The sequence below is a fragment of the Mycobacterium sp. E2462 genome (assembly GCF_001672685.1).
Lineage (GTDB): Bacteria > Actinomycetota > Actinomycetes > Mycobacteriales > Mycobacteriaceae > Mycobacterium.
The window spans coordinates 1-14,469 of sequence record NZ_LZKC01000081.1 but is presented as its reverse complement, the minus strand read 5'-3'; the positions used below and the strand labels follow the sequence as shown (position 1 = coordinate 14,469).

The following is a 14,469-nucleotide window of genomic DNA, read 5'->3' as shown; positions in this document are numbered from 1 at the left end:
AGGACTGGATCCGCGATTTCTCGTCCTACGAGACGAGCTTCGACGGCGACCTGGTGGACGCCATGAACGCCGCGCTGCTCGCGCTGGATCCCGACGCTCGCACCGTGCCTTACATGCTTTCCGGTGGCACCGATGCGAAAGCGTTCGCCCGCTTGGGAATTCGTTGCTTCGGGTTCAGCCCGTTGCGCCTGCCGCCGGACCTGGATTTCAGCGCGGCGTTCATGGCGTCCACCAGGTCGCCGTCGAAGCTCGTCTCGTAGGACGAGAAATCGCGGATCCATTCGCGGGTCACGTCCGGGCCGATCAGTTCGTCGATCTCGGCCTCGAACGCCTCTTTGCGGCCCGGCAGGATCCGGCAGTCGACCACCGCTTCGGCGATCGCCGGGACGACGTTGGCCTTGTAACCAGCCTTGAGCATGGTGGGGTTGGCGGTGTCATACAGGACCGCCTTGAGCATCCGGGCCGTCGGCCCGAGCTTGTCGATAGCCCCCTCGACGTCCGGAGACTCGACGTCGAACTCGAACCCGGTCTCCTCGCTGACGGCCGCGAGGAATTGGCTGACAGTGTCGGTGAGCACCAGCGGGAAGCGGTGCCTGCCCAAGCGGGCCACTGCCTCGGCGACCGCGGTGACGGCGTTCTGGTCGTGCACCATCGAGCCGTGACCCGCCGGCCCGCGGGCGGTCAACCGCATCCAGGACAGCCCCTTCTCGGCCGTCTCGATCAGGTACAGCCGGCGCTCGGTGCCGTCGGGCCGCGGCACCGTCAGGGAGAATCCGCCGACCTCACCGATCGCCTCGGTGACACCGTCGAACAGCTCGGGCCGGTTGTCCACCAGCCACTGCGCCCCGTACGTGCCGCCGTGCTCCTCGTCGGCGAGAAAGGCGAACACCAGGTCTCGCGGGGGCACGATGCCGGCCCGTTTCAGCTGGCGGGCCACCACGATCATCATGCCGACCATGTCCTTCATGTCGACCGCGCCGCGCCCCCAGACGAATCCGTCTTTGATCGCGCCCGAGAAGGGGTGCACGCTCCACTCAGTCGGCTCGGCCGGCACCACGTCGAGGTGGCCGTGGATGAGCAGGGCACCGCGCCCGGAGTCCGCGCCCGGCAGACGGGCGATCACGTTGCCGCGGCCGGGTCCGCCGGACTCGACGTACTGCGGCGCGTAGCCGACCTCCGCGAGCTGCTCGGCGACCCACTGGGCGCATTCGGCCTCGCCCTGGGTCGTCTCCGGTTCGCCGGTGTTGGTGGTGTCGAACCGGATCAACCTGCTGACGACCTCCACCACATCGTCGCCCGGGTCGGTGGGGGCGTCGGCCGCCCCGCTCTGAAGGCTCACAACCAACGTTCCTACCATTGCCGTCGCCGCCGGGCTCGGGTCGCGCCGCCCGGCTGGGTTGGGCGCCGGTGCGACAATCCGATAGCCTTAGCTGCCAACCCATGCGGTTGGTCTGGTCCGAGTGGCGGAATGGCAGACGCGCTAGCTTGAGGTGCTAGTGCCCTACTAATGGGCGTGGGGGTTCAAGTCCCCCCTCGGACACGCGTGCGACATCCGGTCAAATAGGCGGCCAACTTCTTGCGTGCGCCCTCGCACGATTCGGTATGCGTAGACTCGGCGTAGCGTTAGCCCGGTCTCTTCCGACCAGCGACAGGTCCTTTGCGATGCATGACGGTGCCCACATAGGCGTTGAGATCGATCTCGACGCTTTGTGGGCCGCTGTGCCCTGCCCCACGCTGGTCGTCGACCGCGCCGGCGCCGTGCACGCCCTGAGCACCTCTGCGCAGTCCCTGCTGCCGGGCACCACACCGGGCGACGAGATCGCCGCCGCGATCGACTGGCTTGCCGACGCGCATCACCGTCTCGTTCAAGCGCCGCCGGCCTCTGGCGCCGCTGCCGTCAAGGACCAGCGCTTGGCGTCGGGCAGCGTGGGCAGCCGCAAGTTCGACGCCTACGCTGCCGTGCTGCCCAGCGGCGAGGTGGCGTGGTCCCTGGTCGAGGACACCGGCCAGTTGCTGCGAGAGGCACAGGAGGCGCTGGCGCGCGAACAGGAGCGCACCGCGATCCTGCTCGAGGCGTCCTCGGTTCTGACGGCGTCGCTCAACGTCGACCGTTGCCGCGAGGCGACCGTGCAACTGGCCGCCCGCCATCTGGCCGACGCCGCCGTGCTGGTCGCCCCGTCGGCGGGCCGCGGCCGGCGGCTGCCCGTCTTCTACAGCGGTGCGGCCGGGGCGGTCGAACAGTGCAGCGTCGACGCCGACCCCGCGGCGGTCGCGGGACTCAGCGAGGCACTGCACGGCTTCCCGCCGGTGTCCTCAAGCTGGATCGACGCCGCGACCGTGCCGGAATGGCTTGTGCCGCAAGAGTTTTCGGGTGCAGTCGGTTCGGTGATGATCCTGTCGCTGCCGGGGCACGGCGTCTCGGCGGGGGCGCTGGTCCTGCTGCGCCGGGCCGATCGACCGGTGCACAACGCGGAGGATGAGGTTTTCGCCGGGATGTTCGCCGCGCGCGCCGGCGCGGCGCTGTCGGCCGCGCGCCTCTACGCCGAGCAGGCGGCCATCACCCGCACGCTGATGCGCGATCTGTTGCCACCACCGCTGCACGGCTTGCACGGCATCGAGTTCGCCGGCGGCTATCGCGCGTCGAAGGACTACGAGGTTGTCGGGGGCGACTTCTACGACTTCCACCCCGCCGCCACCCCGGAGGACGAGACCCTGGTGGTGCTCGGTGACGTGTGCGGCAAGGGGCTGGAGGCCGCCGTCATGACCGGCAAGATCCGCAACACACTGCAGGCCCTGACGCCGCTCGCCCAGGATCACGAGGGCGTACTGACGCTGCTCAACCGGGCGATGTTGTCGTCCGACCACACCAGGTTCGCGACGCTCGTCCTGGCGTCGGTGGCTTACCGCGACGGCGAGGTGGTGCTGCGCCTGACCAGCGCCGGGCATCCCCCGCCGCTGATCGTTCGGGACAACGGGCAGGTCGAGGAGGCCGACACCAAGGGCACGCTGGTCGGCGCCCTGCCGCGCATCACCGTGCAGTCCTTCGAGACGTCGCTGGCGCCCGGGGAAACCTGCGTGCTCTACACCGACGGGATCACCGAGGCGCGCGGCGGCCCGCTCGGTGGCGACTTCTTCGGCGAGCAGCGCCTCGCCGCGGCCCTGACCGGATGCGCCGGCATGCCGGCCGAGGCCGTCGTCGAACGCGTCCTGATGCTGACCACGCAGTGGGTCGGAAAGCGCGTGCACGACGACATCGCCGTGGTCGCCATCACCGCGCCACAGCGCACCCACCTCAGCGCCGTCGACGGCCACACCCGGGGCAGGTACGTGGCATGAGGTCCCACGATGCCGAGACCACCGAAACCCGCGCCGACGAGCAAGCCGTCGTGCGGGATCGGCTTTGGGGCGCGCTCACCGACCGTGACGAATATGCCGCGGCGGCAACGGTTTTCGCCGCCATGGACGCCGGCATGGCGGCCGAGGACGTCCTGCTCGATGTGATCGCGCCGGTGCAGCACAAGGTGGGCACCGAATGGGCCGCCAACCGGATCAGCGTCGCCCAGGAACACGCGGCCACCGCGATCAACGATCGGGTGATCGCCGCGCTCGCCCACCACCCGGCGGGCCAAACGCCCGGGCACGGCGGCCGGGTCAGCCTGGCCTGCGTCGACGGCGAATGGCACGCGCTGCCGGCCCGGCTGCTCGCGGAGGTGCTGCGGTTGCGGGGCTGGCAGGTCGACTTCCTCGGCGCCCAGGTGCCCACCCCGCACCTGATTGCGCACCTGCACCAGCACGGCCCCGATGTGGTGGCGCTGTCCTGCTCGATTCCGGTCCGGCTGCCCAACGCGCACGCCGCGATCATCGCGTGCCAGGCCGCCGGCTACCCGGTGCTGGCCGGCGGCGCCGCCTTCGGCCGCGACGGCCGCTTCGCCCGCCAGCTGGGCGCGGACGCCTGGGCGCCCGACGCCCGCGCGGCCGCCGAACGCCTCGGCAACGGCTTCTCCACCGTGCGCCGGGCGCTGGGCCGCCAGCCGGTCGACGACCTGCCGCACCTGATCGACCAGGAATACACGATGGTCAGCCGGACCGCCGCGCAGCTGGTCAAGTCGACGGTCACCGACTTGGAGAACCGCTTCCCGGCCATGAGCGCTTACACCGAAGAGCAGCACCAGCACACCGTCGAAGACATCGCCCACATCGTCGATTTCCTCACCGTCGCCCTGTACACCGACGACGACGCGTTGTTCACCGATTTCATCGGCTGGACCGCCGAGATCCTCCTCGCCCGCGGCGTGCCTGCCGCCTCGCTGCACCCGGCACTCGACTTGCTGACCGCGCAACTCAACGATTTCCCCCGCAGTCAGCGCCTGTTGCGGGCCGCAACCGATGCCCTCGCCGCCATTGCCAGCCCGGGAGCCGCCGAATGAACCTCTCCTTGAGCGTCGCGACCACGGCGCGGTCGGCTCGCCTGCACGTGGCGGGTGACCTGGTCTACGAGACCACCGACAACCTGGTGGACGCCGTCGGTGAGTTGCTCGCCCAGCACCCCGGCCTGGCGCACCTGCACCTCGACCTGTCCGAGTTGGCGTTCTGCGATTCCGCCGGCCTGTCCGGCTTGCTGCTGGTGCGCCGCCGCACCTACCAGGCCGGCGTGCTCCTGCACCTCGACCACCGGCCCCGCTTCCTCGAGCGAATTCTCGACATCACCGGCACTTTCGACCACCTGGTCACCACCGGTGCCGCCGAGGCGTCCGGCCCCGACCGGCGGGGCCAGAACGCTCCCGGCGAGTCCGGGGTCCGCTGAACGCCCGCCTCCATCACCACCGGGATTGATCGGCCCACCCGATCACAGCGATCGCGATTCGCGTCTTTTTCTTTGCATCGGCAGGCGGCACCATGTAGGCATGCCACCCGGACCCCGACTCGTCGGGTGGCGCAGGAAAGACCGCCGCCGCCAGACGTTCAGCTCTTGAAAACCCGCCGCCCCCGGAAGAGACATGACCTCGTCGACGCCCGCATCGCTGCGCTATGACCCCGCCGACACCGCCGTCGTCGTCATCGACCCGCAGAACGACGTCCTGAGCCCCACCGGCACCAGCTGGGAGCTGTTGCAGGCCAGCGTCGTGGAGAACGACACGGTGCGCCACCTGGTGGAGCTGCTCACCGCCGCCCGGGACAACCGCTATCCCGTCTTCATCTCGCCGCACTACTTCTACCCCACCGACCACCGCTGGCTCTTCAACGGTCCGCTCGAGTCGGAGGAGTTGCGCACCAACACATTCGGGCGCAGCGGCGCGCTGAACCTGACCGGTTTCGCGGGCTCCGGGGCGGACTGGCTCGAGGAGCTCAAGCCGTTCGTCGAGGACCCCGCCACCGTGGTCGCCAGCCCGCACAAGGTATGGGGACCGCAAACCAACGACCTCGTGCTGCAGCTGCGCAAGCGGCGCATCAACACGGTCCTCTTGTGCGGCATGCTGGCCAACATCTGCGTGGAGTCACACCTGCGCGACCTGCTCGAGCAAGGATTTCAGGTGGCGGTGGTTCGCGACGCCACCGCCGGCCCGCGGCACCCGGTCTGGGGCGACGGTTACCAGGCAGCGCTGATCAACTACGCCTTCCTCGCCCACGCCGTTCCGAGCACCAGCGAGGCCGTGGCGGCGATGACCGGCTGACCTCGTTTCACGGCGGTTCACGACTGAGAATGGACGGACAACGATGCGCGAACTGGATTTAGCGGCCGACGGTGCAGCGGACTTCAGCGGTGGCGACGTGTATTTCATCGGCAACGCCACCACGCTGATCCGATTCGGCGGGTTGACGATCCTCACCGACCCCGCCTTTTTGCACAAGGGCGAGCACGTCGACCTCGGGCATGGCATCTGGGCGCGCCGCGAGGTCGAGCCGGCCTGCCAAGTCGCCGACCTCCCGCCGATCGACCTGATCGTGTTATCCCATTACCACGGCGACCATTTCGACGACGTCGCCGCCGAAGAGCTCGACAAGACGCTACCGATCGTCTCGACGGCGGACGCGGTCGGCAAGCTCGCCGCCCTGGGCTTCGAGCGCGGCCACGCCCTGGACACCTGGCAAGCGCTGCGGGTGCGCAAAGGCGAAGCGACGCTGACGATTACCGCGATGCCGGCCAAGCACGCCGCCGACGAGGCGGTCGAGCAGCTGCTGATGCCCGTCAACGGGCACCTGCTGGACTTCGGCCGCGACGGCGAGCTGTTGTACCGCCTGTACATCACCGGTGACACCATGCTGGTCGACAGGCTCGAGGACATCCCGCGGCGGTATCCCGGCATCGACCTCGGCCTAATCCACAGCGGCGGCACCACGTTTTTGGTGACGGTGGTGACGATGACGGGCGAGCAGGCGGTGCGGGCCGTCGAGATCACCAGGCCGCGCGCCGCTATTCCCATCCACTACAACGACTTCTCCGTCTTCTTGTCCGGGCTCGACGACTTCAAGAAGGCGGCCGAGGCGTCCAGCGCCGAGACGGAGTTCGTCTACCTGGCGCACGGCGAAAGCTACTCGTTCACCCCGCAGCCGGCCCCGCGCGGCGCTTGAAACCCGTTCGCCGCCAACCGGTTCGACTGCGGCGCGCTCAGCTAGCTGGTTGACGCCTTCGGTGATCGACGGCGTGGCGGGAGCGGTCCGGCTGGGCGAGCCTCGACGTCGAGGCGCTCGCAGCGACCACCGCCAGCCCTGCTCGCCCAGGGTTCCTGTCAGCGCCTTGCCGCCCGAAGCAGAACCCGATGGCCACCGGGTTCAGCTTTGGGGACGCCTCCGGGGCGTCGTGCGTCGTAAGGAGACGCTCATCGGGTGGGACGGGCCGATCCGCACCGCCGACGGCGCGGCCAAAGAGTTGTGAACGCCGCCACCGGACGTAGGGTTGGGGCAGACCCATGAACCGACCGAACGGCTTCCTCCGGCGAGCGGCGACGCGGACCTTCCGCGACCGTCGGGAGGCAGGCCGCGCGGTGGCCGAGGAGTTGGCGCCGTACCGGGACCGCGGTGACGTGCTGGTGTTCGGGCTGGCCCGCGGGGGCGTGCCGGTGGCGCGGGAGGTCGCCAGGGCGCTGCGCGCCCCGCTCGACGTCTTCCTGGTGCGCAAACTCGGCGTGCCGCGCTGGTCGGAGCTGGCGATGGGCGCGGTGGCCAGCGGCGGCACCGTGGTGATGAACGACGACGTGGTGGCCAACCTGCGCATCACCGAGCAGCAGGTGCGCGACGTGATCGCCACCGAGACGGTCGAACTCGAGCGGCGCGAGCAGGCGTACCGCGGCGGCCGGCGGATCGCCGATCTGCGCGACAAGGTGGTAATCCTGGTCGACGACGGCATCGCCACCGGCGCCAGCATGGTGGCGGCCGTCAGGGCGGTGCGCGCCGCCGGCGCCCGGTCGATCGTGGTGGCGGTCCCGGTGGGCCCGCAATCCGCTTGCCGCGAGCTCGGGAGCGAGGCCGATCACGTCGTGTGCGCGACGACACCGCCCGGATTCGAGGCGGTCGGCCAGGTATACGGCGATTTCCACCAGGTCGGCGACGACGAGGTGCGCGAGCTACTGCGCACGCCGATCGGATGAGCGCGGCGAGCGCCGCGCCTACTTCGCGGGTTCGTCGCCGCGGCCCTCCGCCGGAACCGCCGACTGCGTCGGCTCCGCGTCGGCCTCGGCTTCGGTGTGGCCCTCGCCGGATTCTTCCTCCGGATAGTCCACGTAGCTGTCCTCGTCGGCGGCCGCCTCGCCGTCGGGCTCGGCCTCGACGCCCGCGTCGCGGCGTTGGCGCTCCCGCAGCGCGTCGACGATCAGCAGCACCACGCCCACGACGCTGGCCGCGATGCACACCCAAGCAACCAGCTCGTTGCTGGTGACGACGGCGAACACCAGCGCGACGAGCCCGATCAGGGCCAGAACCAGCGCAATGACGAGCATCGGTCACCCTCCCAGGGGACGAACGGACCGCCGGGTCCGGTGCGCCGAGCTCAAGGCCCGGCGAACGCCGGCACGACCGGAGGGGCTAGTTGTTGCCGCGATTGAACTGGTCGAAGCCACCCGCGTCGGCGCTCGAGTCGACCGGGGCGGCGGACCCGCGCTGCCCGAGCTCCTCCAGCTGGGATTCCAGGTAGGTCTTGAGCCGGGTGCGGTACTCGCGCTCGAAGGTGCGCAGCTGCTCGAGGCGGCCTTCCAGCACGGTGCGCTGCTGGTTGATGGTGCCCATGATCTCGGAGTGCTTGCGCTCGGCGTCGGCCTGCAGGGCGTCGGCCTTCTCCTGGGCCTGCCGCAACTGCGTCTCCGAGCGGGTCTGGGCGTCGGCCAGCATCGAGTCGGCGCGCTGGCGGGCCTCGGTGACCGTGGTTTCGGCGGTGTGCCGCGCCTCGCTGAGGATCTGGTCGGCGTTGGCGCGGGCGTCGGCCAGCATCTTCTCCGACTCGGCCTTGGCCGTGGTCGTCAGCCGGTCGGCGGTGTCCTGGGCCAGGGTCAGCACCCTGGCGGCCTTCATGGCCTGCTCCTCGTTCGACGCCGCGGACGCACTGGACACCGGCGCCGGGGCCGGGGTCGGCTTGACGGGCTCGGGCTCTGCGACCGGGATTGCCTGCGTGGGCGCGGCGGCGACCGCGGCGGGGGCGGCACCGCCGCCGGAGGCCAGCTCGTGGTCCAGCTCTTCGATCCGTTGACGCAGATCGCTGTTCTCTTCGATGAGCCGCGTCAGCTCGGCTTCCACCAAGTCGAGGAAGGCGTCGACCTCGTCTTCGTTGTAGCCCCGCTTGCCGATCGGTGGCTTACTGAACGCCACATTGTGGACGTCGGCTGGTGTAAGCGGCATTGTTTCGTCCCCTCAAGTTCCTGTCGAACGTTGCAGAAAGTGTAGAACGCAGTGGTAGCCGTCGTGCAACTGCCGTCCATCCTGTCACACGCGACGCGACCGTCGCGGATTAGCCCAATAAATAAGAACCAATTTCAAACAGTCAGGCCAATAAAATCGGAAACCTTGGAATTTTTAAATCGGGGCCGCCAAACCGACGCTAAAACGTGGCCGAACCGTCTCCGGATCGGAAGTCGGCGTGCCGAAGCGCCGCAATTCCGGCGGGGCGGTGCGGCCGGGATCGGATCAGGCCGCGGCGCCGAACGCCAGCTGCATCCCGATGAACGCGACCAACAGCAGGACCATGATCGACAGGTCGAATCGGACCGCGCCGATGGTCAGCTGCGGGATGAGCCGGCGCAGTAGCTTCACCGGCGGATCGGTGATCGACATGATGATCTCCAGCACCACCACGGTGATGCCGGTGGGATGCCAGTCGCGGCTGAACGACCGGATGAATTCGACGACGACCCGTGCGATGAGCAGCAGCCAGAAAATGAACAGCGCGAACCCAAGGATCTGAAAGAACAGCACCAACTGAAGAGCCCCGACCTTACCCGATGAGATGTCAAGCGCCGCGGACCGGCGCGGCGCCTGCCAGCGTACCGACCCGTGGCGTCGGCACCCACTCGGTGGCTCGCGCGCCGACGGGTAAGTGCGGCAGGCCGCGACCCGACGAGCCGCGGCCTAGCACGTTGTGGTGAGCCTATTGGTAAGCGTAGAAACCGGTTTCGGCGATCCGGCGGCGTTCCTCCGGCGACACGTCGACATCGGCGGGCGAGAGCAAGAACACTTTCGTCGCGACCTTGTCGAAGGAGCCGCGCAGCGCGAACGCCAGGCCCGCCGCGAAGTCGACGAGGCGCTTGGCGTCGGCGTTGTCCATCGACACCAGGTCCATGATGACCGGGGTGCCGTCGCGGAACCGTTCACCGATCGTGCGGGCCTCGCTGTAGTCCTTCGGGCGCAGCGTGGTGATCTTGGAGAGCGGGTGCCCTTCCTCGAACATCATCGCCATCCGGCGGGGGTCCATCGCCAGCGCGCCGCGGGTGGAGTTGCGCAGCCACGACCCGAAGCGAGGGCTTTGCCGGTTCATGTCGGGGCGGTCGAACTCGCGGGGGTGCACCGCGGCGTAGCGGGGCTCCTCGGCGTACCCGCCGCGGTACCCGGGCGGCGGCGCGTCGTACTCGGGCTCGGGCCTCAGTTCGGCGCGCGGGTCGTCGTAGTCGCGCCCGTCATAACGGCCATATCCGTCGTCGAATCGGGGGCGTGGAAAACCGCGGGAAGGGGCGCGGTCGTCGTAATACTCGTCTTCGTAGTCGTCCATCGGGGCCATACCGAAATAGGCCTTGACTTTGTGCAGTGTGCTCATCGTGTTGACCCTTCTAGCCCCTGGGATTTCTGTTGTTAGTGATGAAGGTGTTACTACAGTGACTACTTACGGTGACGGTAGCCGCCGCGGGCCCATTAGCGCGGTACCGACACGCACACATGTCGCACCGTGTTTGACGGCAATTTCGAAGTCGTTGGACATGCCCGCCGACAGGCCCACGGCGTCGCGGTGCGACTCGAGGATCCGCGAGTGCTCCGCCTGCAGCCGCTCGAACGCGGCGCGCGGATCCGAGTCCAGCGGCGGGATCCCCATCAGCCCGACGAGTCTCAGCTTGTCCGAACCCGCTACCTGCGCACATACCTCGTCGACCGCACCCGGCCGGCCGACGTCCACCCCGCCGCGCGACTCGTCGCCATCGAGGCTGACCTGCACGTAGACGCGCAGGGGGTCGCGGCGGTGCCCGTCAGCCTGCGCCGCGGCCACGCCCCGGTCCAGCGCCGAGGCCAGCTGCCGGCTGTCCACCGAATGCGCGGTGTGCGCCCACCGCGCGACGGATCGGGCCTTGTTCCGCTGGATGTGGCCCACCATGTGCCAGCGCGGCGCGGCGTCCGCCCGTCCGAGCGCCGCCAGCTGGCGCGTGACATCGGTCACCTTCGCGGTTGCCTCCTGGTCGCGGGATTCCCCGACGGCCCGACAGCCCAGGCGGGACAGGATGACCACGTCGGTCGCCGGGAAGAACTTGGTGATCGGCAGCAACTCAATCTCGCTGACGTGGCGTCCCGCGGCCGCCGCCGCGTCGGCGAGCCGCGACCGCACCGCCGCGAGTGCGTGGGTGAGTTCGGCCTCGCGATCCCCCGGGTTCGCCGGGGGCGCCGTGTCCGCCATCGCGGTCACTCCATCCAGATCACGGAGGCCAGCCGACCGGTCGGCGCGTCCCGACGATGGCTGAACAAGGCGGGGTCGGCCACGGTGCAGCGCGGATCGGTGTCGACCGCCTCGACGCCCAGCCGTCGCAGCTGACCGGCGATCCCGGCCCGCAGGTCCAGGCCGGGCGTGCCGGCCGCGGTCGTGGTGCGGCTGCCGGGCAGCGCCGTCTCGACCTCGTCGGCCATGGCCGCGGGAACTTCGTAGTTGCGCCCACTGACCGCGGGGCCCAGCAACGCCGAGATGTCACCGGGCTGCGCGCCCAGGGCCAGCATCGCCTCGACCGCGCGGGCCACGACGCCGCGTTGGGCGCCGACCCGGCCGGCGTGCACGGCGCCGACCACACCGGCACGGGCGTCGGCCAGCAACACCGGAACGCAGTCCGCGGTCACCACCGCCAGCGCCAGCCGCGGCGTGCGCGTGACCAGGGCGTCGGTGTCGTCGAACGCGGTGTCGCGCGGCCCGTCGGCCACCTCGACGCGGTCGCCGTGCACCTGGTTCATCCAGACGACGCGGTCTTGCGGCAGGCGGATCGCGGCGGCCAGCCGGGCCCGGTTGGCGGCCACGGCCTTCGGCGCGTCCCCGACGTGGTCGCCCAGGTTGAAGGTGTCGAACGGGGGCCTGGACACACCGCCCGCACGCGTGGTGGTCACCCGCCGGATCCGAACGCTCACACGACCAGTATCCCCAAAGCCGTTGTCGGCCAGGGTCTCCGTCGCCACCGACAGCCCCGCCTCAGCGGCGCATGAACGGCGGCACGTCGACGTCGTCGTCCTCGCCGCCGATGTTGAGCGTGGCGCCGTTGGTGTGCAGCGGCACGCTGACGGCGTCGACCGGCTCGAAGAGCGTCGAGGTGAGCTTGCCGGCCTTGGCCGACTCGATGCGGTGAGCGCCGCCGGTCTTCTCGGTGCCGGTGCTGCCGACGACGGGCTTGCGGCCCGCGCCCGCGGCGTCGAAGCCCGCGGCGATGACGGTGACGCGCACCTCGTCGCCGAGCGAGTCGTCGATCACGGTACCGAAGATGATGTTGGCGTCCTGGTGGGCGGCGTCCTGGACCAGCGAGGCGGCCTCGTTGATCTCGAACAGGCCCAGGTCGCTGCCGCCGGCGATCGACATCAGCACCCCGTGCGCGCCCTCCATCGAGGCTTCGAGCAGCGGCGAGTTGATGGCGATCTCGGCGGCCTTGAGCGAGCGGCCCTCGCCGCGCGCGGACCCGATGCCCATCAGCGCGGTCCCCGCGCCGGACATGATGCCCTTGACGTCGGCAAAGTCGACGTTGATCAGGCCGGGCGTGGTGATCAGGTCGGTGATGCCCTGCACACCGTTGAGCAGCACCTCGTCGGCGCTGCGGAACGCGTCCATCAGCGACACGGCGGCGTCGCCCATCTGCAGCAGGCGGTCGTTGGGGATCACGATCAGGGTGTCGCAGCTTTCGCGCAGCGCCGCGATGCCGCTTTCGGCCTGGTTGCCGCGCCGCTTGCCCTCGAAGGAGAACGGACGGGTGACCACGCCGACGGTCAGCGCGCCCAGCTTGCGCGCGATGCTGGCGACCACCGGCGCTCCACCGGTGCCGGTGCCGCCGCCCTCGCCGGCGGTGACGAACACCATGTCGGCGCCGCGCAGCAGCTCCTCGATCTCGTCCTTGGCGTCCTCGGCGGCCTTGCGGCCGACCTCGGGGTCGGCGCCGGCGCCCAGGCCGCGGGTGGATTCGCGGCCGACGTCGAGTTTGACGTCGGCGTCGCTCATCAGCAGGGCCTGCGCGTCGGTGTTGATCGCGATGAACTCGACGCCCTTGAGGCCTTGTTCGATCATTCGGTTCACGGCGTTGACGCCGCCGCCACCGATACCCACGACCTTGATGACGGCCAGGTAGTTATGCGGGGGGGTCATCATTCGGGTTCCTCCCTGGTGGGACTGCGTTCCTGGTGGGTGTGTGGTGGTCGGTCGCGGCCCTCCCCGGCAAACTCTCAACCTCAACCATAGAGTTAGAGTTATGTCAAGTAGTTCCGCGCAACCAGAACGGTATGGGCAGGGCGCGCGCGAACCCGGCAGGCGCGCCGACGCGCCGCACGCTTTTTTCCCGCAGCCCGCGCCCCTATTTGACGGTCGGCAGGTCGGGACTGGAGACGTCGTAGGTGTGCCCCGGCTGGGTGAGCAGCGCGGCCAGCTTCTCCGCCTTCTCTTCGGTCCGGTCGGTGGTTCCCCAGGTCACCACCCGGCCGTCGCCCAGCGTGAGGGTGATCGAGGCGACCGAGGGCGCCGCGATCCGCCCGACCTCGCTGGCGACCTCGGGTCGCAGCGCAGTCAGCACCTGCAGCGCCGCCTTGGTCGCCGGATCGTTGGGCCCGGGATCGGCGACGTCGAGGTACGGCAGCGCCGGTGGCGGCGGTCCCGTCGCGAAGTCGACACCGTCGCGGTCGAACAGGTGGGGGCCGTCGGGAAAGTCCTTGACCGCTACCGGGATTCGCTCGACGATGGTGATCCGCAGCGCGGACGGATACTGGCGCTGCACGCGGGCGCTGGCGACCCGCCGGATCGCCGCCACCCGATCGGCAACCTGGCTGGTGTTGATCTGCAGCAGCGGGGTTCCCGGACGGACCCGCGCCGCGTCGAGGACCTCCTCGCGGGTCACCACCCCGGTGCCCACCACCACGATGTTGCGCGCTGACATCGCCGGGGTGAAGTAGAGGATCAGCGCCAGGCCGACGCCCGCAATCACCAGTAACACCGTCACCAGCAGCATCTTCAGGCCGCGCACCACCCCGCGCGCGGGTTTCTGCGGTGCGCGTGGCCCGCTGCCCGCCCGCCCGCTGACCCGGCGCTTGGCCTCGCGGCGCGCCTCCTCGATCGCGGTGGCGCGGGCCTGCGCGGCGCGCCGTTCGGCGCGCTCTCGCCGGGCCCGGCGGCGCGGCCCCTCGAACTCGTCGTCCTGCTCGCCCGCCTCGTCCGCGGCGGGGCCCCCAACGAAGATCGGCTCGGTGGCCGAATCGTCGAAGCCGCCCCCCGGTTCGCCGACCACGTGCGCCGGGGTGGCGTCGTTGGGCTGCGTCATCGCCGCACCCCGGGCCGGCCGGGTACGTCGCGGCTCGCCCGGCCGCGCAGGGCCGTGACGATCTCGGGCCCCAGCAGCGTCACGTCCCCCGCGCCCATGGTGACGATGACGTCACCGGGCCCGGCGGCGGCGGCGACCTGCTCGGGGACCGCGGAGAAGTTCGGTAGGTAGCGCACCGGCGCGCTGACGTGTTCGGCGACGCTGGCGCCGCTGACCCCGGCCAGCGGCTGCTCGCGCGCGCCGTAGACGTCCAAGACGAAGACCTCGTCCGCCGCGTCCAGTGCGGCGCCGAACTCCT

At 70.1% G+C, this 14,469-nt stretch carries 14 protein-coding genes, 1 tRNA gene and 2 pseudogenes; 7 read left to right on the top strand and 10 right to left on the bottom strand.

The window, feature by feature from the left end:
- Positions 1–202: 202 nt before the first annotated feature.
- A pseudogene (locus tag A5714_RS04060) lies at positions 203–1,357 on the bottom strand (M20/M25/M40 family metallo-hydrolase); the annotation flags it as partial.
- Between the two features lie 97 nt (positions 1,358–1,454).
- On the opposite strand from A5714_RS04060, the gene A5714_RS04055 reads away from it, so the two are divergent.
- The 7 genes from A5714_RS04055 (at position 1,455) to A5714_RS04025 (ending at position 7,586) form a co-directional block, all read left to right on the top strand.
- Positions 1,455–1,540: transfer RNA gene (locus tag A5714_RS04055), tRNA-Leu, on the top strand.
- A 122-nt stretch (positions 1,541–1,662) separates the two neighbouring features.
- A complete protein-coding gene (locus tag A5714_RS04050) occupies positions 1,663–3,336 on the top strand; it encodes a PP2C family protein-serine/threonine phosphatase (RefSeq protein WP_068282996.1) in 1,674 nt (557 codons plus the stop codon).
- Positions 3,333–4,427: a B12-binding domain-containing protein gene (locus tag A5714_RS04045; RefSeq protein ID WP_068282994.1), complete on the top strand. Its 1,095-nt coding sequence runs from the start codon at positions 3,333–3,335 to the stop codon at positions 4,425–4,427. Before A5714_RS04050 ends, A5714_RS04045 begins: the two co-directional genes overlap by 4 nt.
- Positions 4,424–4,804 (top strand): STAS domain-containing protein, encoded by a 381-nt coding sequence (locus A5714_RS04040; RefSeq protein ID WP_068282992.1) that lies wholly within the window; start codon positions 4,424–4,426, stop codon positions 4,802–4,804. Before A5714_RS04045 ends, A5714_RS04040 begins: the two co-directional genes overlap by 4 nt.
- 193 nt (positions 4,805–4,997) lie before the next feature.
- Positions 4,998–5,672: a cysteine hydrolase gene (locus tag A5714_RS04035; protein WP_068282989.1), complete on the top strand. Its 675-nt coding sequence runs from the start codon at positions 4,998–5,000 to the stop codon at positions 5,670–5,672.
- A 43-nt stretch (positions 5,673–5,715) separates the two neighbouring features.
- A complete protein-coding gene (locus A5714_RS04030) occupies positions 5,716–6,570 on the top strand; it encodes an MBL fold metallo-hydrolase (protein ID WP_068282987.1) in 855 nt (284 codons plus the stop codon).
- Positions 6,571–6,908: 338 nt separating this feature from the next.
- Positions 6,909–7,586 (top strand): phosphoribosyltransferase, encoded by a 678-nt coding sequence (locus tag A5714_RS04025; RefSeq protein WP_068282984.1) that lies wholly within the window; start codon positions 6,909–6,911, stop codon positions 7,584–7,586.
- A gap of 18 nt (positions 7,587–7,604) precedes the next feature.
- On the opposite strand, the gene A5714_RS04020 is transcribed toward A5714_RS04025, so the two are convergent.
- The 9 genes and pseudogenes from A5714_RS04020 to A5714_RS03980 form a co-directional block, all read right to left on the bottom strand.
- Positions 7,605–7,934, bottom strand: coding sequence for a phage holin family protein (locus tag A5714_RS04020; protein ID WP_068067891.1), 330 nt, complete (start codon positions 7,932–7,934; stop codon positions 7,605–7,607).
- An 85-nt stretch (positions 7,935–8,019) separates the two neighbouring features.
- The gene (locus A5714_RS04015; protein WP_068282982.1) at positions 8,020–8,826 is read right to left on the bottom strand and encodes a DivIVA domain-containing protein; all 807 of its coding nucleotides are present in this window, start codon (positions 8,824–8,826) and stop codon (positions 8,020–8,022) included.
- A 285-nt stretch (positions 8,827–9,111) separates the two neighbouring features.
- Entirely contained in the window at positions 9,112–9,402 is a 291-nt protein-coding gene (locus tag A5714_RS04010; protein WP_003878110.1) for a YggT family protein, read from the bottom strand.
- Positions 9,403–9,571: 169 nt separating this feature from the next.
- The gene (locus A5714_RS04005; protein ID WP_068067897.1) at positions 9,572–10,234 is read right to left on the bottom strand and encodes a cell division protein SepF; all 663 of its coding nucleotides are present in this window, start codon (positions 10,232–10,234) and stop codon (positions 9,572–9,574) included.
- A gap of 66 nt (positions 10,235–10,300) precedes the next feature.
- The gene (locus tag A5714_RS04000) at positions 10,301–11,080 is read right to left on the bottom strand and encodes a YggS family pyridoxal phosphate-dependent enzyme (RefSeq protein ID WP_068282999.1); all 780 of its coding nucleotides are present in this window, start codon (positions 11,078–11,080) and stop codon (positions 10,301–10,303) included.
- A 5-nt stretch (positions 11,081–11,085) separates the two neighbouring features.
- Positions 11,086–11,793 (bottom strand): peptidoglycan editing factor PgeF, encoded by a 708-nt coding sequence (gene pgeF, locus A5714_RS03995; RefSeq protein WP_068282980.1) that lies wholly within the window; start codon positions 11,791–11,793, stop codon positions 11,086–11,088.
- Between the two features lie 61 nt (positions 11,794–11,854).
- Positions 11,855–13,009 carry a cell division protein FtsZ gene (gene ftsZ / locus A5714_RS03990; protein ID WP_068067929.1) on the bottom strand — a complete coding sequence of 385 codons (1,155 nt, stop codon included), beginning with the start codon at positions 13,007–13,009 and terminating at the stop codon, positions 11,855–11,857.
- 205 nt (positions 13,010–13,214) lie between these two features.
- Positions 13,215–14,171, bottom strand: coding sequence for a cell division protein FtsQ/DivIB (locus tag A5714_RS03985; protein WP_068067903.1), 957 nt, complete (start codon positions 14,169–14,171; stop codon positions 13,215–13,217).
- Positions 14,168–14,469 (bottom strand): annotated as a pseudogene (locus A5714_RS03980) (UDP-N-acetylmuramate--L-alanine ligase); the annotation flags it as partial. The gene A5714_RS03985 and the pseudogene A5714_RS03980, both read right to left, overlap by 4 nt.